Raw genomic sequence first — 18,072 nt, forward strand, 5'->3', positions numbered from 1 at the left:
GGCACGAGCCGGCTGGAACACCCTGATGGCGAACAATCCCGCATAAGAAAGTCCTGCCATCTTCAGGTGCTTTGCGAGCCGACCTGTCTGGTCGCAGGGCGCTTGAGTTCTGGTGTGGGCTGCGGCCGGCACCGCAATCCTCAGGCCGCGACCATCGTCAATTCTCATTGCTGAAAAGCGAACGGCGGACAGGGAGCCTGTCCGCCGTTCGCTTCGCGATCCGTTCGCTGCCGGCTACCGAAGCCGCCCGCTCGCATGCGCGAGCATGGTATAGACCTTGCCCGTGTCGGAGGTGAGATAGGTCTGCGTCATGATGTTGTCGCGATCGTTGCGGGCGACGTCACGCAGGAGCTTCTCGAAATCGTCGCAATAGCGGTCCACGGCGGCGCGGAACTCCGCCTCCGACTGGTACTTGCGGCGGATGTCGTCGAAGGTCTGCTGGCCCTTCAGCGTGTAGAGGCGACGGGTGAAGACGTCGCGCTCGCCGCGGCGGTAGCGATCCCACAGTTCAATCGAGGCTTCGTGATCGATCGCGCGGGCGATGTCGACAGACAGAGAGTTCAGCGATTCCACCACATGGAGCGGCGAGCGCTGCGCCGGCGCGGCGCGGGGCGTCGTCTCGGCCACGGTCGTCGCCGCGGCAGCCCCGCTTTCGTCGCGGGAAGCGCCGCGCAGCAGGTCGCTCACCCAGCCGCTCTGCTGCGCGCCCTCACGCGGTCGGGCTGCGGAACGGTCCGGGTCGAGCGTGCGCCGCTCGGGTGCCGCCGCCGGAGCCGGCTGGGCACGCCGCGGCGGCTCGGGCGCGCGAGCCGCCGGAGCCGTGGGAGCAGGCGCAGCGCGGCTGAGGCTGCGATCGCCGACATCGGTCGTGCGGCCGGAGCGCGCGACGATATCGGACAGTTCCTTGAGAGCATTGATCTGCTCGGTCACGGCGCGGCGGATCGCGGTGGTCGACTCCTTGGCCTCGACCGGCATGTCGATGACGCCGCGCTTGAGTTCCGCGCGGGTCTGTTCGAGCTCGGTGCGGATCGTGCCGGCGGTCCTACGCATGTCCTCGGTCGCATCGGCGAAGCGCTGCGTGGCGGCTTCGACGACTTCGGCGATGGTAGCCCGGATCTTGTCGGCCGACGCCACGGTCCGCCCCTCGGCCTTGTCCAGCGCCTGGCCGACGAGGCCTTCGAACGACTTCATCACCTTCTCCAGGTCCTCCGACTTCTTGACCAGCCCCACGGCCAGATCCTCCAGCGTCGTCTGGCGCTCGAGGGTGTGCTCAAGATTGGACTGCGCCGAGGTCAGAAGATCAGAGGCGCTCGCAAGGAGGCGGCTGTGCTCGTCGAAGCGCGTTGCGATGGAAGCCACTTCCTTGAGCGTGTTCGACGACAGCTCCGTGAGGCGCTGCGTGTTGGAATCGACCAGCCGTGCCGAGCTCGCGAAGGTTTGCGCCGCCCGCTCCGTGGTTGTTGCGAAGCTGCGCGTGCTGGTGGTGAGACGCTCGTCGATACCGGTGAGGTTCTCGGAGGCCAGCTCGATCAGCTCGCTCAGCTGGCGGCTGGACGCGCTGAGGCGGTCGATGAGGTCGGATACGCCCTTGGCCAGGCCCGAGCGGGCGCCATCGACGGCCGACAGTGTCTCGGCCGTGCGGTTGGCGAGCGCGTTGACCAGCGTGGCATTCTCCGCCCTCAGTCGCTCGGTCGCCTTGTCGGTGACCTCCTCCATGCTGCGCTGGAGTTCGCCGCCGCTCTGGGCGAAGCGGTCGACCAGCGGGCGGGCCGTCTCGTCGAGGATCTTGGTGATCTCGGCCGAGCGTGCCGCCAGCATGGCATTGAGCTCGCGGGTGTTGGCGCCGATGGTGCGCGCGGCCTCGTTGGTGCTCTGGCCGATGTGCTGGCCGACCTTGGTGAAGGTTTCGGCGATCACGTCGGCGCGCGCCATGAGCTGGGTCTCGGCGGCCGAGACCTGCTCGCCGAGCTTCTGCCCGACCAGCGAGGCGCCCTGGGCGAGCCGCTCTTCCGCTGCCGCCATGCGCTGGCCAACGCGGGCGGCCGTGGCATCGGCGCTCGCGGCGAGCCGTTCGCCGGCTCCGGCGAGAGCGTCCTCGATCGACTGGGCACGCGCATCGAGATCCGCCGCGGCCTGCCTTGCGTGAGTGGCGATACGCTGCTCGTTGTCGGCGAAGACATTGGCGACGTCAGCGGCGTGGGCGCCGATCGTGGCGGCACTCTCGCTGACGCGCGCCGCGAGCTCGCGGTCGGCCGTCTCGAAGACCCGGCCGATCTCGATCGCACGGCCGGCAAGCGAAGCCGCCGTCTCGTTGACGCGTGCCGCGATGCGCTCGTCGGCCTGCTCGAAGACCTGTCCGATCTCGGCTGCACGACCGGAGAGTGCTGCGGCCGTCTGCTCGACACGCGAGGCGATCTGACGATCGGCCCTGTCGAACACCTGGCCGACATCGTCGGCGCGAGCGACCAGACTCTCGGCGGAGGCCGCGACCCGCGCCGCCAGCCTCTCGTCGGCCTGCTCGAAGACCTTGCCGAATTCCGCGGCACGGCCGGAGAGCGCCTCGGCCGTCTGCTCGACGCGCGCTGCGATCTTGTCGTCGGCGGCGGCGAAGACACGACCGATCTCGACGGCGCGTCCGCCGAGCGATGCCGCCGTCTCGTTGATGCGGGCGGCGATGCGCTCGTCCGCGCTCTCGAAGACACGGCTGATCTCGGCGGCGCGACCGGAGAGGGCTTCCGCAGTCTGCTCGACGCGGGCGGCGATCTGCTGGTCTGCATTGTCGAAGAGGCGGCCGATTTCGCCGGCACGACCGGCGAGCGCGTCGGCGGTGGCCGCGGCACGCTCTCCAAGCCTCTGGTCGGCTTCCTCGAAGCGCCGGACGACGTCGCCGGCCTGGCTGCTGAGGGTCGAGGCGCTTTCGGCGACGCGGGCCGCGAGCCGCTCGTCGGCCGCGTCGAAGATGCGGCCGAGCTCGGCCGCGCGGGCGGCCAGGGCCTCGGCGGACTCGCCGATGCGCAGGCCGAGCTTCTGGTCGGCCTCGTCGAAGTTGCGCAGTATGTCGCCGGCGCGGGCCGCGAGAGCCGAAGCGGATTCGGCGGTGCGGGCCACGAGCTTCTGGTCGGCATCGTCGAAGACGCGGGCCATGTCCCCGGCGCGCATCGACAGCAGACCCGCGGTCTCCTCGACGCGGGCGATCAGGTTGTCCGATGTCTCGGTGGCGCGAGCCGCGAGGCGCCGATCCGCATCCTCGAAGGCCCGGGCAATGTCGCCGGCCCTTTCGAGCAGTTCCTCGGAGGTCTGGGCGGCACGCTCGGCGATCCGGCGATCGGCGTCGGTGAAGGCCTTGCCCGCTTCTTCGTTGAGGGCCGCAGTCACTTCCAGGACCTTCTCGCGCAGTGCTCCGGCAACCACCACCGCGCTGCGTTCCAGGACGCCGCGAACATTGTCTATGCCCGTGGCAAGCGCACGTTCCATCGTGCCGGTGCGCTCCTCGATGACGCCCGTCTGGCGACGGAACGCCTCCTCGATCTTGTCGACATCGGCGGCGATCGCGTCGGTGATCAGGCTGCGCCTGTCGGCGATCGTCTCGATATGCTGCGACAGGGTGGCGTCCATGTCCCGGCGGGTCTCGGCCAGCCGGCCGAGATCTTCGTCCAGCGCCCTGGCGAGAAGGCTGCGGCCCTCGGCCAGCTTCCCGACATGGCCGGCGATGACCTCGTCGATCTCGGAGCGGGCCCCGGCGATCTTCTGCAGATCCGCTTCCAGCGCGCGGCGAAGGATGTCGCGGCCTTCGGCCAGCTTCTCCACCTGGCCTGTGACAAGTCCGTCGATGCCGGCGCGGCTCTCGGCGATCTTGCCGAGATCGTCCTCCAGGGCCCTGGTGAGAATGTCGCGGCCTTCCGCCAGCCTCTCGACCTGGGCGGCGACAAGGCCGTCGATCTCGGAGCGGCTGTCGGAGAGCTTGCGCAGGTCCGCCTCGAGCGCCCTTGTGAGGAGATCGCGGCCTTCGGCGAGTTTTTCGACCTGGCCGGCGACGATGTCGTCGATGCTCGCGCGACTCTCGGCGATCTTCTGCAGATCGTCCTCCAGCGCGCGGCTGAGAACGTCGCGTCCCTCGGCGATCTTGCCGACCTGGGAGGCGACAAGACCGTCGATCTCGGCGCGGACGCCTGCGAGCTTGTTGAGGTCCGCCTCGAGCGCGCGACGCAGGATGTCACGGCCTTCCGCGAGCTTCTCGACCTGGCCCGAGACGATGCCGTCGATGCCGGCCCGCGTCTCGGCGATCTTCTGGAGATCTTCTTCCAGCGCTCGCTTGAGCAAATCGCGGCCTTCGTTCAGCCGCTCGAGCTGCCCGGTGACGATGTCGTCGATGCTGGTGCGGCTCTCGGCGATCTGTCGCAGGTCGTCCTGCAGCGCACGGGTGAGCACGTCGCGCCCCTCAGCGATCTTGCCGAGCTGGGCGGTGACGAGGTCGTCGAGGTCGGTGCGGGTGTCGGCGATCTTCTGCAGATCGTCTGCCAGCGCACGGCTCAGTACGTTCCGTCCCTCGGCGATCCTGCCGACCTGGGCGGCGACGAGGCCGTCGATCTCGGTGCGGACGTCGGCGAGCTTGTTGAGGTCGACCTCAAGCGCGCGGCGCAGGATGTCGCGGCCCTCGGCAAGCTTCTCGACCTGGCCGGCGACGATGCCGTCGATGCCGGCGCGGCTCTCGGCGATCTTCTGGAGGTCCTCCTCGAGCGCCTGCTTGAGGATATCGCGACCCTGGTTCAGCCTTTCGAGTTCCCCCGTCACGATGTCGTCGATGCTGGTGCGGCTCTCGGCGATCTGCCGCAGGTCATCCTGCAGCGCGCGGGTGAGCACCTCGCGGCCTTCGGCAAGCTTGCCGACCTGCGCGGCGACGATGCCGTCGATCTCGGCGCGCGTGTCGGCGAGCTTGGCGAGATCGGCCTCGAGTGCGCGGCGCAGGATGTCCCGGCCCTCGGCCAGCTTCTCGACCTGGCCGGTGACGACGTCGTCGATGCCGGCGCGGCTCTCGGCGATCTTGCGGAGATCTTCCTCCAGCGCCTGCCTCAGCACGTCACGGCCCTCGGCGATCTTGCCGACCTGGGCGGCGACCAGACCATCGATCTCGGTGCGGGTGTCGGCGAGCTTCGCCAGGTCGGCCTCGAGGGCGCGTGTGAGGATGTCGCGCCCCTGCGCCAGCTTCTCGACCTGCCCGGCGACGATTCCGTCGATGCTGGCGCGGCTTTCGGCGATCTTGCCGAGATCGTCCTCCAATGCGCGCTTGAGAAGGTCGCGGCCCTCGGCGATCTTGGCGACCTGGGCGGTGACGAGGCCGTCGATCTCGCCGCGGGCGTCGGCGAGCTTGACGAGGTCGGCTTCAAGCGCGCGGGTGAGGATGTCGCGCCCCTGCGCCAGCTTCTCGACCTGGCCGGTGACCAGCCCGTCGATGCCGGCGCGGCTTTCGGCGATCTTGTGGAGATCCTCCTCCAGCGCCTGCTTCAGCATGTTGCGGCCCTCGGCCAGCTTGCCGACCTGGGCCGTGACGATGCCGTCGATCTCGGCGCGGGTGTCTGCGAGCTTGTTCAGGTCCGCTTCGAGGGCGCGTTTCAGGATGTCGCGACCCTCGGCGAGCTTCTCGACCTGGCCGGCGACGATACCGTCGATGCCGGAGCGGCTCTCGGCGAGCTTCTCGAGATCGGCTTCGAGGGCGCTGGCCAGCATGTTGCGCCCCTCGGTCAGCTTGCCGACATGACCGGCGACCATTTCGTCAAGGTGGGCACGAGATTGCGACAGTTTGTTCAAGTCGTCCTGCAGCACCCGGGCGAGGTTGCCGCGGCCCTGTTCCAGGCGTTCGAGCTGCTCGCCGAGGGATGCGTCGATGGCAGAGCGCTGCTCGTTGATCTTGCGCAAGTCGTCTTCCAGCGCCCGGGTAAGGAGGTTGCGCCCCTCCGACAGCTTCTGGATCTGGAAGCCCACAGCGGCGTCGATCGTGGCGCGGCCATCGGCGAATTTCTGAAGGTCGGCCTGCAGGGCGGCGGCCATGCGCTCGCGGCTCTCGCCGATCCGGCGCGTCTGCTCCTCGATCGCCTCGCCGAGACCGGAGCGAGCCTCGGCCAGCTTCTGGATGTCGGCGTCGAAAGCCTTCGATACTCCCTGACGGGCCGCTTCGAGGCGGCCGGTGAAGTCGGTGGCCCGCGCCTCCAACATGGTCGACGTCGACATGACGATATCGGCCATCTCGGCGCCGATGCGGGCCTTGCCTTCGTCGATCATCGAGAACAGCGTCTGCTTGCTGTTGGAGTAGACGTCGGAAATCTCGCGAGCGCGCTCCACGAGCGTCTCGTTGATCTGCCGCGCGCGCGCTTCGAGCGCTGCGTTCAGCTTCTGCGTTCCGGTATCGAGCGCCTCGGCGCGGGTCTGGAACTCGGTGATCAGCGCCTGACCGCGTTCGGCCAGCGTGCGCTCGATGCCCTGCAGCCGCGCCTCGAACTCGGAATTCAGCGACTTGGTCGCCCCGCCGAGCAGGGACACCATGCCGCTGGTGCGTTCGTCGAGCATGTCGGAAAGCGAGCGCGTGGCGTCGTCGGTGGTCTGGGTCAGGCGTGCGATCCGCGTATCGAGCAGGCTGGCGAATGCCTCGCCTGATGTGCTGATGCGGTTCGCGATCGTGTCCATGCGCGTGTCGATCGATTCATAGAGCGACGCGCCGCTTTCGTTGATCCGGTCGATCAGCGTGTCGCCGGAATTGGTGATCGTCATCGACAGTTTGGTCGAAGCGGAAAGGATGCTGTCGCGAATGGTTTCGCTCGCGGAGCTGATCTCCTCGCGCAGCGTCTCGTGCGCGCCGCTGATCGACGAACGGACGCGCTCGGCGTGGCTTACGACGGCGTCGCGCTCGGAGCCGAGCCCGTCGACGAGCGAGCGGATGCGAACCTCGTTCTGGGAATAGGCGCGTTCGAGCTCGTTGACCTCGGTGTGGACGAGCGTCTCCAGCTCGACGGCGCGCGCAATGGTGCGCTCAATGCCTTCGCCCATGGCGGCGACCTCACGGCGCACGGCCTGGCCGACCGTCATGATGCGGTCCTGCGCCATGCTTTCCGGTTCGGCGAGGCGGAAGGCCACTTCCGTCATCGACTGCGCGGCAAGGCGCATTTCCTGGGCGCGGCGGATCATCAGGGCGAAGGCCCAGAACACGATCAGCGGCACCAGCATGGCCACGAGCAGCACGATGAGATAGGGGCGGTCCGCGACCTGCTCGATCGAACGGATCTGCCAGATCTCGGGGCCGAGCAGCTTGTGGCCGATCGCGGCGCCGAGGCCGAGCCAGCCGGCGGTGAGCAGGGCGACGATCCAGTAGACAGTGCGCGAGGCACGACGGTTCATGCCGTGCAGCAGCGTGCGATAGTCCTTCTGGCGGTCGTCATTGGCCGGGGCCAGGCCCGCCGGCTGTGCGATCGCCGACTGTGTCGGGGCCGCCTGGGCGGATGTCGGCTGGCTCTGCGGAAGCGGCGCGGCCTTCGGCATCGTGGATTGCTCAGCCGGCTTCGCCCCGGCCTTCGCCGTGGGAGCCTTCGCCGCGCTCTGCTGCGCGGCGGGAGCGGAGGTCTGCCCGGAAGCTGCGGAGACGGTCTGCTTGCCGTTGCGGCTCTCGCGGGCGAGTTCGTCGGCGGCGGCTGAAATTTGCGCCTCGAGGTCTTCCATGGAGGCGGCTATGTCGAGGTCGCCGCTGTCCTCGGATAGATCGAGATCCAGAGCCTTCTCGAGTTCCCTGGCGACCTCCTGATCGAGGTTCTTCGTGGTCGTCGGTTTCTGCGCCATGCCGCCGTTACCCTGTACTCGCTGTGCGCAGCCGCCGTTTTCCGGCTGTTTTCGGTCCGCACATGTGGCTCACTATGGTCCTGCCGTATCGTAGTGGCACAGGCCGGTAAAGGGAACACGCAAACCACCACATGCTTAAAAGTTTAAACATAAGGTTAACGGCCCCGTAGGAACCGGCGCTTTTTCGCCGCTTTCTGGCGCTTTCAATAACCGACAAACATTAACCCGTTGTCCACAAGAACGCCCTAGTTTGAGCAATGATATCAACCATTGATTGGGGGGTGCCCCGATGACTCTCGGTGGAGACGGAACGGCGGCGTTCGGCCGGCCGGGCGGCGAGTCGTCCCGCAAGGCCTGTACGCGTCCGATCGATTTGGCACACCTTTCACGGCAGACGCTGGGGGATCGCGAGATCGAGCGCGAGGTCCTCGATCTCTTCGTCCAGCAGGCGGTCTCCGTTTGCGATCAACTGGGAGCGGCGAGCCCCGTGGAGCGGCTCCGCCTGGCGCATGCCTTGAAGGGCGCGGCGCGAGGCGTCGGCGCCTTCGCAATCGCCGACTGTGTGGGCAGGATCGAGACGCAGCCCGACGATAGCGGTGCGGTCAGACATCTCTCCGCCTTGATCGAGGAAGCGCGCGACTTCATCGCCTCCATCAGCCGCTGACGGACCTTCCCTGGGGATCGACGATCCACGACTGGATAGCGGCGAGCATTCGTTGTACGTCCAAGCGAGGCGCATGGCGCTTCGATGCCGCTTTTTGGCCGCAGTTGACATGCGTGCGGGAGTCATTATCTCGGCATGGTTTCTTCCATGCGGGACCGGCTGATGACCAAGCTTACCTATATCGCCTTTGACGGCACGCAGTTCGAGGTCGAGGCGGAGAACGGGTCGACGGTCATGGAAAACGCCATCCGCAACGCCGTCCCGGGGATCGAGGCCGAATGCGGCGGCGCCTGTGCCTGCGCGACCTGCCACGTCTATGTCGACGAAGCCTGGTCCGAGGTCGTCGGCGAACCCGAGGCGATGGAAGAGGACATGCTCGATTTCGCCTACGACGTTCGGCCGAATTCGCGGCTGTCGTGTCAGATCAAGGTGCGCGACGAGCTCGACGGTCTTGTCGTGCGCATTCCCGAACGGCAAGGTTAGCACCTCGCGCCGGGTGACCCGGCCTGCACGCTCCGGGCCGGCTTCCGGAGCCTCCTGGAGGACGCATGAGCTCGCCCAAGAAGACCGACATCCTGATCATCGGTGCGGGACCGGTGGCCCTGTTCGCCGTGTTCGAACTCGGCCTGTTCGACATGAAATGTCATCTCATCGACATTCTCGACCGGCCCGGCGGACAGTGCGCGGAGCTCTATCCGGAAAAGCCCATCTACGACATCCCGGGCTATCCCTCGATCTCGGCCCAGGGGCTGGTCGACAAGCTCATGGAACAGATCGCTCCGTTCCACCCGGAGTTCACCTTCAACCGCATGGTCTCCGGGCTGGCGCAACTCGACGACGGCAGCTTTCGCGTCACCACCGACGAGGACGAGGTGTTCGAGGCGAAGGTGGTGGTGATCGCCGCCGGCGGCGGCTCGTTCCAGCCGAAGCGGCCGCCCATACCCGGCATCGAGGCCTATGAGGGCAGGAGCGTCTTCTATTCGGTGCGCCGCATGGAGGAGTTCCGCGGACACGACCTTGTCATCGTCGGCGGCGGCGATTCCGCTTTGGACTGGACGCTCAACCTGCAGCCGGTCGCAAGGAGCGTGACGCTCGTCCACAGGCGGCCGGAATTCCGCGCTGCGCCCGACAGCGTCAACAAGATGTACGCGCTGCAGGAGATGAAGCAGCTCGATTTCCAGGTGGGGCAGGTGACGGCCCTTGCCGGCAATGACGGGCTGCTGCGCTCCGCGACGGTCAAGGGACCGGGCGGCGATGTCGAAGTCCCGTGCACGCGGCTGCTTCCGTTCTTCGGCCTCACCATGAAACTGGGGCCGATCGCGGATTGGGGCTTGAACCTGCACGAGAACCAGATCCCGGTCGATACCGAGAAGTTCCAGACCTCGGTGCCCGGCATCTTCGCCATCGGCGACATCAACTGGTATCCGGGCAAGCTGAAGCTGATCCTGTCGGGCTTCCACGAAGCGGCGCTGATGGCGCAGGCGGCGAAGCGGATCGTCAGCCCCGGCGAGCGGATCGTCTTCCAATACACGACGTCGTCGACCAGCCTGCAGAAGAAGCTGGGAGTGGCCTGAACCCAACGTCACAGGACCCCGCCTGCGGGGCAAGCTCCTTCGCGGCGCTATTGCCGTTTCTGGCTCGCGCGGATCTGCTCCATCCGGTACTTCAGCAGAGACAGGATCCGGTTCTCGAAATTCATGCCTTCGATCCTGTCGAAGCGGTCCTGGGCGGCGTCGTGTTTGGCCAGCACCCTGCTCGACACGGCCTGCGCCTTCGCTTGGGCGGTTGCGCAGTCCTTCTGCCGCCCGATCTGCTTCAATTGCTCCTCCATGTCGCGCGCATGGTTCTTGGCGATGACGACATGGCTTTCCTCGTGCCGCTTGATGTCGGACGACAACGTGTCCCAGATGAGGCGTACATCGCGCTCCGCCTTGCCGCGCTGCTTCCAGCGCGGCAAGATCATCTTGGCGCGGACGGTCACCTTGGCGTCGTTCACCGAACAGCGGCCCTTCTGGTCGGTGGCATAGGTGATGCGCGAGGTGAACTCCATCTGGGTGGCGCCCGGATGGCGACGGCCGGTGCTCTTGACCTGTGGACCGCGTACGCTCAGCTCGTTCTCGATCTCTTCCAGCGTGCTGCCGCCGATCGTGAAGTAGCTGTAGCTCTTTGCGATGGAAGCGCCCTGCGCCGGAAAAAGGGCCAGGCCCAGGAAGCCGGCGGCGAGAAAAGCTGTTTTCATGGACACCTCGAACTCCACCTTGCTCGACCCGGCCATGACGCGCAACGGCAAATGCGCCAATATGGGACGGATGCGCAATATTGCGCCCGAATATGAAAAGGCCGTTGCATTTCGGATACGCCGACCGCACAAGGCGCCGAAACCGGATCGGCCCATGAAGACGATACGTTGGCATCTGGCGCATGGACGCCACATCGACATCGGCGCAAAGGCGCTGGTCATGGGGATATTGAACGTGACGCCGGACAGCTTCTCCGACGGGGGGCGTTTCGTTGCGGCCGAGGCAGCGCTGGCGCAGGCTGAACGCATGGCGGCGGAGGGCGCGGCGATCGTCGATGTCGGCGGAGAATCGACGCGGCCAGGCGCCGCGGCCGTTTCGGCGGCCGAAGAACAGGCGCGTATCCTTCCCGTGATCGAAGCTCTCGCCGGGAGTGGCATGCTGGTTTCCGTCGATACATATCGCGAAGAGACCGCTCGTCGCGCCGTCGCGGCCGGTGCGCATATCGTGAACGACGTCTGGGGCCTGCAGCGTGAGCCCGGCATCGCCAGGGTCGCTGTCGAGACCGGCGCCGGCCTGGTGATCATGCACACGTCGCGCAACCGCGAGAGATGCGCCGATGTCATCGCTGACCAGTTCCACTTCCTGCGAAGGTCGCTCGAGATCGCCGGCGCTGCCGGCGTCGCCCACGACAGGATCGTGCTCGACCCGGGCTTCGGCTTCGGCAAGGAGACAACCGAGGAGAACGTCGCGCTGATAGCCCGCTTCGAGGAACTCCACGCGCTCGGCTTTCCTCTCCTGGCGGGAACCTCGCGCAAGCGCTTCGTCGGTGCCATTACCGGCCGCGAGGCGGAGCGCCGCGACGTCGGCACGGCGGCGACCAGCGCCATATTGCGGCTGAAGGGCGCTGCGCTTTTCCGCGTCCACGATGTCGCAACCAATGTGGACGCTCTCGCTGTCGCGGATGCTATCCTCGCCGCCCAGGACACCTCGAACCCGACGGAATGCTGAAGCCATGTATGTGATCCGCATGAAGAACTGCGCGTTCTTTGCCCGCCATGGCCTGCATGACGAGGAAGAAAAGCTGGGGCAGCGTTTTTATGTCGACGCTGTGCTGGCGGTGGATCCCGGACGCGCGCTGGAGGAGGATCTGATCGCCGGCACCGTGGATTATGGCGTGGCCTTCGGTGTGATCGAGAAGATCGTCACCGGCGAACGCCGCTTCCTGATCGAGGCACTGGCGCTTGATGTCGCCAAGGCCCTGGTCGATCGCTTCCCACAGATCAAGCGCGCGGAGATCACCGTGCGCAAGCCGAACGCGCCGGTCCCGGGCGTGCTCGACCATGTCGAGGTGACCGTTGCCTGGCCCGAGTGAGCAGCGCGCCTTTCTCAGTCTCGGCGGCAATCTTGGCGATCCCGCGAAGTCGATGGGGGCTGCCTTGCGCATGCTGGACGAGGATCCGCTGACCCGCGTGGTCACCGTCTCCTCCCTTTACCGCACGCCACCCTGGGGCAAGCTCGACCAGCCCGACTTCCTCAACAGCGCCGCCGAGATCGCGACGCGCCGGACGCCGCACGGTTTGCTCGATCTCTGCCTGGCCGCAGAGCGGGCGTTGAAGCGGGTCCGCAAGGAGCGCTGGGGGCCGCGCATCGTCGATATCGATCTCCTGGTCTTCGGTGAGGTCGAACTGCATGAGCCCGGGCTGGAGCTCCCCCATCCGCGCATGGGCGAGCGCGCCTTCGTGCTGGTGCCGCTGGCCGAGATCGCACCAGGTCTGATGATTGCCGGAAGCCAGGCCGCCGAACGGGCCGCGACCATCGACCGGACCGGCATCGAAAGGCTGCTAGCCGGAAACGACTGGTGGAAGGCATAAAGCATGTCTCCCGAAAGTGTGTAGCGGTTTCGGGGAAAAGACATGCCCAAAATCAAACCTGCAGCGTGTCGCGTGAATCCTTCTACACGCGAGACTGCAGGCCGTAGGTGCGCGCCCGATGCCAACGGCATTGCCGTTGGCATCACACCGATGAGGCGCCGGCCTTCGCCGCCTCGTCCAGCACGGCGGCGGTCTCCTCGTTCATCGCACGGCCGGTCTGGCGCGGCGGGGTCAGCGGGGTGGGCACCGGCACCGGCATATTGCCCTTCATGAAGCCGCGGCCCGCCTGCAGCCCGCCGGTGAGCTGCGCCTCGAAACGCCCCTCGTCGCGGCGGCGCACGTCGGCGATGAGATCGGCCGCCTCTTCGGTGTCGACCCCCAGCGTTTCGAGCGTCCGCTGGCCGAAGACGAGGGCGGATTCAAAGGTCTCGCGGAGCTGATAGTCCGCTCCGGCGCTGACGAGCTGCAGTGCGATGCCTCGGTCGAAGGCGCGGACGAGGACCGGCACGAGCGGATATTCAGATTTGATCAGTTCGGTGATGCGGACGGCGATGTCGCCCTTGTCGACGCAGACGAGCACGGCGCGCGCCCGCCCGGCGCCGGCGGCATGCAGGATGTCGAGGCGCGTGCCGTCGCCATAATAGACCTTGAAGCCGAAATTCGCCGCTGCCTGGATCATCTCGACATCGTTGTCGATGATCGAGACATCGACGCCGTTGAGAAGCAGCGGCTGGCTGGCGATCTGGCCGAAACGGCCGAAGCCGATGACGAGCACGGAGCCGTTCAGTTCCTCGACCATGTCGACGCCGTCGAGCGACACTTTTTCGGCCGGTGTCAGCAGTCGAAGCATGAGCAGCGCCAGCGGCGTCAGCACCATCGAAATGATGATGATCGCGGTGAGCACGGCATTCGCCTCGCCGTCGATGATGCCGGCGCTCATGGCGGAGGAGTAGAGCACGAAGGCGAATTCTCCGCCTTGTGCCATCATCACCGCGCGTTCGAGCGCCTCGCGATGGTTCGACCGCAGGATGCGCGCCACCGCATAGATGCCAAGCGCCTTCACGACCATGTAGGCCACGACATAGACCGCAACGAGCTGCCAGTTGCTGGCGACGACGCTGAGGTCGAGCGACATGCCCACCGCCAGGAAGAAGAGGCCGAGCAGGATGCCGCGGAACGGCTCGATGTCGGCCTCGAGCTGGTGGCGGAAGGTCGACTCGGAGAGCAGCACGCCAGCGAGGAAGGCGCCCATTGCCATCGACAGGCCGCCGAGCTGGAGGGCGAGCGCGGAGCCGAGCACCACCAGCAGGGCGGCAGCCGTCATCACCTCGCGGGCGCGCGAATCGGCGAGGACCCGGAAAAGGGGATTGAGCAGGTAGCGGCCGGCGACGACGAGGCCGACGATGGAGCCGACTCCAATTGCGATCGAGGTGAAGCGCGCCGCAAGACCGGTTTCTTCCCCGCCGGTGGCTGGAGCAAGGAACGCGACCGCGGCCAGCAGGGGCACGATCGCCAGATCTTCCAGCAACAGGATCGCAACCATGCGCTGACCGCGCGGCGAAGACATGTCGCCGCGCTCCTCGAGCGACTGCATGACGATCGCCGTGGAGGTCAGCACGAAGCCGGCGCCGGCGACGAAGGACACGGCTGCCGGAAAACCGCCGGCGAGTCCGAGCAGGGTAAGCATCGCGGCACACAGGCCGACCTGGAACGCACCGAGGCCAAAGATCTCGGCACGCAGGCTCCATAGCCGCGAAGGCCGCATTTCGAGCCCTATGATGAACAGGAACATGACCACGCCCAGCTCCGCGACATGGAGGATCGCCGCGGGATCGGAGAAGATCTTGAGGCCGAACGGGCCGATCAGCAGTCCGGCGGCGAGGTAGCCGAGGATAGAGCCCAGGCCAAGGCGCCTGAAGATCGGCACGACGACGACCGCGGCGCCGAGCAGCGCGACAACATGAACCAGATCGTTTCCGGTCGCTTCGGCTGCCATGCTCAGGTAATCTCCATCTATGATACGCCGTGTGCGGGCGCTTCGTCATAGACTATGAGCAGCGGAATGAGCAAAGGCAACCTGACTACCCTGCCAGTGTTCCCATGACCGCAATCCTTCAACGGGCGCCGTTCGATGCTTGCAAGCCGGTGAGCGGCCCGGGTAGAAGCGGCGGCGCTGCGTCGAGCTCCGCTCCTCGCGCGATCGCGAAGTCGATGATCCCGAATTGCCATGACTGACAGGATTACCCGGCGTGCCGTCTTCTTCATCGGCGGATACGACCCGAAGACGGCTGAATCCTTCTTCGGCCGGCTCGACAAGGAGATCGCGCGCTCCAACAGGATCTGGGGCGTGTCGACCTCCATCTCCCCCGTCGAACTATCTCCGGACGGCGAAGTTGGCCGCGTTGCAATCCGGACCAGCGCCGGCAACTGGGCGACCGAGACGGACTTCAGTTTTTTCGTGCTCGACAGGATCGTGCTGGGAGACTTCGCCACGCCGCTGCCGAAGCGCCTGTGGAAATATCTGGTGATGTTCGCCGACTATGTCGCGAGCGGCACGCTGTTTCGGCTCTTCGCGGCGAGCTGGCGCTTCGGCCTCTACATGCTCTACCCCTTCTTCATGCTCGTCGTCTTCGCGGCCGCCGGGACGTTTGTCGGCCGGTGGCTGGTACGGAACGGAATGCCGGGCGCGTTGCCGCTCGGCGCGGCCGCCGGGCTCATCGTTTTCTTCGGTCTGCTCGCCACGCTGGGCAGGCGCTGGTCGATCACGCACCTCATGGATCTGTGGTCCTTCTCGCGCGACTATCTGCGCGGTCGGCGGCCGGACGCCGATGCGCAGCTCCGGCGTTGCGGCGACTTGATCGCGGCACAGGCCGTGCAGTTCGACTATGACGAGATCCTGCTGGTCGGCCACAGCACCGGCGGCGCTCTGATCCTGGACGTGGCTGGCCACGCGCTTGCCGCCGACCGGCTTCTGGCACGTCGCAAGGCGCGCGTGTGCGTGCTGACACTAGGCTCGACGGCTCTCAAGATCGGACTTCATCCGGCGGCTGGCGCCTTCCGACGGAAGGTGCAGACGCTGGTCGACGACGGTCGGATCGACTGGGTCGAGATCCAGTGCCTCACGGACGTCATCAATTTCTACAAGACCGATCCGGTAGCATTGATGGAGCTCAGCCCGCGCCGGGCCGGCGAGAACCTGCCGTTTCCGCTCGTGCGGCAGGTTCGTATGCGTGACATGCTGGAGGACGCGACCTACAAGCGCATCAAGCGCAATTTCTTCCGCGTGCATTACCAGTACATTTTCGGCAACACCAAGCGCTATTTCTACGACTTCTTCATGGTCTGTTGCGGCCCGGTGTCCCTGCGGGTCCGTGCCGAGAAGAGCATCGTCGGCGCGGGTCTCTCCGAGGAGGGCACGATATGACGCAGACTTTCGCCCACGCGGTCTGGATTGCCGGCCTGATCGCCTGGTTCGCCATACGGTGGCCTCATCAGCGGCGATCGCGCAGGATCGCCGTTGTCAGCGACGGCCGCTCCCTGGGAGACCGGATCGTGCTGGTGGCCGCCGGCGTCGGCCTCGCGCTTATCCCGGTGATCTATATGGCCACAGGCTTCCCTGCTGCCGCGGACTATACCTTCCGTCCCTGGATGGGCTGGATCGGCACGGCGCTGCTGGTTCTTTGCCTCGTGATGTTCCATGTCAGCCATCGGCAGCTCGGCAAGAACTGGTCGGTGACGCTCGAAATCCGCGAAAGGCACCAGTTGGTCACCGACGGGCTCTACAGATATGTCCGCCACCCCATGTATTCGTCGTTCTGGCTTTGGGCGATCGCGCAGGCTTTCCTGATCCCGAACTTCGCTGCCGGGTTTGCCGGTCTCGTGGGAGTCGGACTCCTCTATTTCTATCGCGTCGGCCGCGAGGAGGAGCTTATGCGACGAACGTTCGGCGCGGATTATGACAAGTACGCGGCACGGACCGGACGCGTTATACCACGGGTCTTCTGATCACGATCGCGTGGGTTGCAGGCGGGCTGCTCGACTTCGCAGCAATGTTTATGCAGTAAGCGCCCCAGATTCTTGGGCGGGGCTTGATCGATCGTGACAGCGATACCCTTTCGGGTTTCCGTGAGGCTGGTATTGGGCGTGCTGGCCGCAGTGGCTGTCGCCGCCGGCGCCGATGCCGAAGGCAGGCCGGCGCAGGTCAACAGACCGGCCGCGTATGCGGGCGCCGCGGCGAAGCAGGTTCATGCGGGCGATATCTATCTGCTGCGCGGCTTCGCCGACATATTCTCGCGTGGCCTCGACGAGCTTGGAGCGAAGCTCGTCGAGCATGGCATCGACGTGAAGGTTATCGGCCATGGCGCCTGGGAATCGGCGGCGTCGACCATCATCGCGAACCAGAAGCGTCATGGCCGCAAGCCCGTCGTCCTTATCGGCCATTCGCTGGGCGCCAACGCTGCCATACTGATCGCAGAACGGCTTCGCGCGCGCAACATCGAGGTCCAGTACCTGGTCACCTTTGCGGCGACCGCACCCGAGCCGGTTCCCGGCAATGTGGAGAAGGTGGCCAACTATTATTTCGCCACCCACGGCTGGGGCGAGAAACTCGTCGGCGCCGCCGGTTTCCACGGGGCTCTCGACAATAAGGACTACTCAGAGGCGCAGAACATCGGTCATTTCAACATCGAGAAACAGGCCGACATCCACGAGGAAGTGATCCGTAACGTGGTTCGTATCATCCGGCCCGGCATGGGCACGGGCAAGGCAAAGTCCTGACCGGGGCGGATGGACGCCAGGGGCGGCTATTTCTGGGCGACGGAGCCAACCGCCGCGCCGTCGACGCGCTTCAGATTCATGCCGATGACGGGCACCATCTGCTTCTCGACACGAACCGAGACGGTCACCGTCATGGCATCGTCGTCGGAGAGCCTGGCGATCATGGCGCCCTTCAGCGCGGCACGGTTGAGGCCGAGCACCACCCGGCGGCCGTCGACATTGCCGGAGACGACGTCCAGCCCCTTGCCGGCGGCGCCGTCCATGAAGGTTCCGCGATAGCCACTGCCCTTGCGCTCCACCGTCGCCGACATCTTCTGGGTGAACACGCCCACCCGGCAGCTTCCGTCCAGCGTCATGCCGACCGATGCCTCGGGCGTGGAGCCGGTGAACGAACAGGTGAATTTGGTGCCCTTGTATTTGCCCGCGACGATCTCGCCGGGACCGACCCACTCGCCTTCAACCTGCTGGAAGAACTTCTTGTCGCGCTCATTGGCCTCGGCGGGCGCGGTAAGGCCGACAACGGCCGAAGCAGTCGCGAGCGGCAGGAAGGCGGGCAGGATAGCGCGTTTCATCAAGGAACACCTGGCTACGTCGGGACGGGGGGAACAATTACCTGACTGAACCATGAACATGATTGGTTAACGCTTCGTCTACCTGTCTCCGGCCGCCGATTCAATCCACAACGTGCATGCGGGGTCGG

The 18,072-nt window shown here is 66.2% G+C and carries 13 protein-coding genes; 9 read left to right on the forward strand and 4 right to left on the reverse strand.

The genetic code is table 11. From position 1 onward, the window contains the following. Positions 1–234: 234 nt before the first annotated feature. Positions 235–7,821 carry a kinesin gene (locus tag JN280_RS21660; RefSeq protein WP_202305086.1) on the reverse strand — a complete coding sequence of 2,529 codons (7,587 nt, stop codon included), beginning with the start codon at positions 7,819–7,821 and terminating at the stop codon, positions 235–237. Between the two features lie 289 nt (positions 7,822–8,110). Here JN280_RS21660 and JN280_RS21665 point away from each other — a divergent pair, with 289 nt between their 5' ends. The 3 genes from JN280_RS21665 to JN280_RS21675 all read left to right on the forward strand — a co-directional run bounded on the left by JN280_RS21665 (position 8,111) and on the right by JN280_RS21675 (position 10,059). Next, positions 8,111–8,485 (forward strand): Hpt domain-containing protein, encoded by a 375-nt coding sequence (locus JN280_RS21665; protein ID WP_202305088.1) that lies wholly within the window; start codon positions 8,111–8,113, stop codon positions 8,483–8,485. A 162-nt stretch (positions 8,486–8,647) separates the two neighbouring features. Beyond that, positions 8,648–8,968, forward strand: coding sequence for a 2Fe-2S iron-sulfur cluster-binding protein (locus tag JN280_RS21670; RefSeq protein WP_202305090.1), 321 nt, complete (start codon positions 8,648–8,650; stop codon positions 8,966–8,968). A 65-nt stretch (positions 8,969–9,033) separates the two neighbouring features. Then, the gene (locus JN280_RS21675; protein ID WP_202305091.1) at positions 9,034–10,059 is read left to right on the forward strand and encodes an NAD(P)/FAD-dependent oxidoreductase; all 1,026 of its coding nucleotides are present in this window, start codon (positions 9,034–9,036) and stop codon (positions 10,057–10,059) included. Between the two features lie 47 nt (positions 10,060–10,106). On the opposite strand, the gene JN280_RS21680 is transcribed toward JN280_RS21675, so the two are convergent. Then, positions 10,107–10,724 carry a DUF922 domain-containing Zn-dependent protease gene (locus tag JN280_RS21680; RefSeq protein ID WP_202305092.1) on the reverse strand — a complete coding sequence of 206 codons (618 nt, stop codon included), beginning with the start codon at positions 10,722–10,724 and terminating at the stop codon, positions 10,107–10,109. Between the two features lie 154 nt (positions 10,725–10,878). Here JN280_RS21680 and folP point away from each other — a divergent pair, with 154 nt between their 5' ends. From folP to folK, 3 genes are read left to right on the forward strand one after another with little or no spacing between them, the layout of a single operon-like run. Next, positions 10,879–11,733, forward strand: coding sequence for a dihydropteroate synthase (gene folP, locus JN280_RS21685; protein WP_202305093.1), 855 nt, complete (start codon positions 10,879–10,881; stop codon positions 11,731–11,733). Between the two features lie 4 nt (positions 11,734–11,737). Next, entirely contained in the window at positions 11,738–12,097 is a 360-nt protein-coding gene (folB, locus tag JN280_RS21690; protein WP_202305094.1) for a dihydroneopterin aldolase, read from the forward strand. Continuing rightward, entirely contained in the window at positions 12,081–12,596 is a 516-nt protein-coding gene (gene folK / locus JN280_RS21695) for a 2-amino-4-hydroxy-6-hydroxymethyldihydropteridine diphosphokinase (RefSeq protein ID WP_202305095.1), read from the forward strand. Before folB ends, folK begins: the two co-directional genes overlap by 17 nt. A 142-nt stretch (positions 12,597–12,738) precedes the next feature. Here the strand turns inward: folK and JN280_RS21700 are convergent, their stop codons facing one another. Next, entirely contained in the window at positions 12,739–14,592 is a 1,854-nt protein-coding gene (locus tag JN280_RS21700) for a monovalent cation:proton antiporter-2 (CPA2) family protein (RefSeq protein ID WP_202305098.1), read from the reverse strand. Positions 14,593–14,823: 231 nt separating this feature from the next. On the opposite strand from JN280_RS21700, the gene JN280_RS21705 reads away from it, so the two are divergent. The 3 genes from JN280_RS21705 to JN280_RS21715 all read left to right on the forward strand — a co-directional run bounded on the left by JN280_RS21705 (position 14,824) and on the right by JN280_RS21715 (position 17,372). Continuing rightward, positions 14,824–16,020 carry an alpha/beta hydrolase gene (locus JN280_RS21705; RefSeq protein ID WP_202305099.1) on the forward strand — a complete coding sequence of 399 codons (1,197 nt, stop codon included), beginning with the start codon at positions 14,824–14,826 and terminating at the stop codon, positions 16,018–16,020. Then, on the forward strand, positions 16,017–16,601 hold the full coding sequence (locus JN280_RS21710) for a protein-S-isoprenylcysteine O-methyltransferase (RefSeq protein WP_202305100.1): 585 nt from the start codon (positions 16,017–16,019) through the stop codon (positions 16,599–16,601). Before JN280_RS21705 ends, JN280_RS21710 begins: the two co-directional genes overlap by 4 nt. A 93-nt stretch (positions 16,602–16,694) precedes the next feature. Then, a complete protein-coding gene (locus JN280_RS21715) occupies positions 16,695–17,372 on the forward strand; it encodes a thioesterase domain-containing protein (protein WP_244741872.1) in 678 nt (225 codons plus the stop codon). Positions 17,373–17,398: 26 nt separating this feature from the next. On the opposite strand, the gene JN280_RS21720 is transcribed toward JN280_RS21715, so the two are convergent. Further along, complete coding sequence (locus JN280_RS21720; protein ID WP_202305103.1) at positions 17,399–17,944, reverse strand: hypothetical protein; 546 nt, start codon at positions 17,942–17,944, stop codon at positions 17,399–17,401. Between the last annotated feature and the right edge of the window lie 128 nt (positions 17,945–18,072).

It is taken from the genome of Mesorhizobium sp. L-8-10 (assembly GCF_016756635.1).
In the GTDB taxonomy this organism is placed as follows: Bacteria; Pseudomonadota; Alphaproteobacteria; order Rhizobiales; family Rhizobiaceae.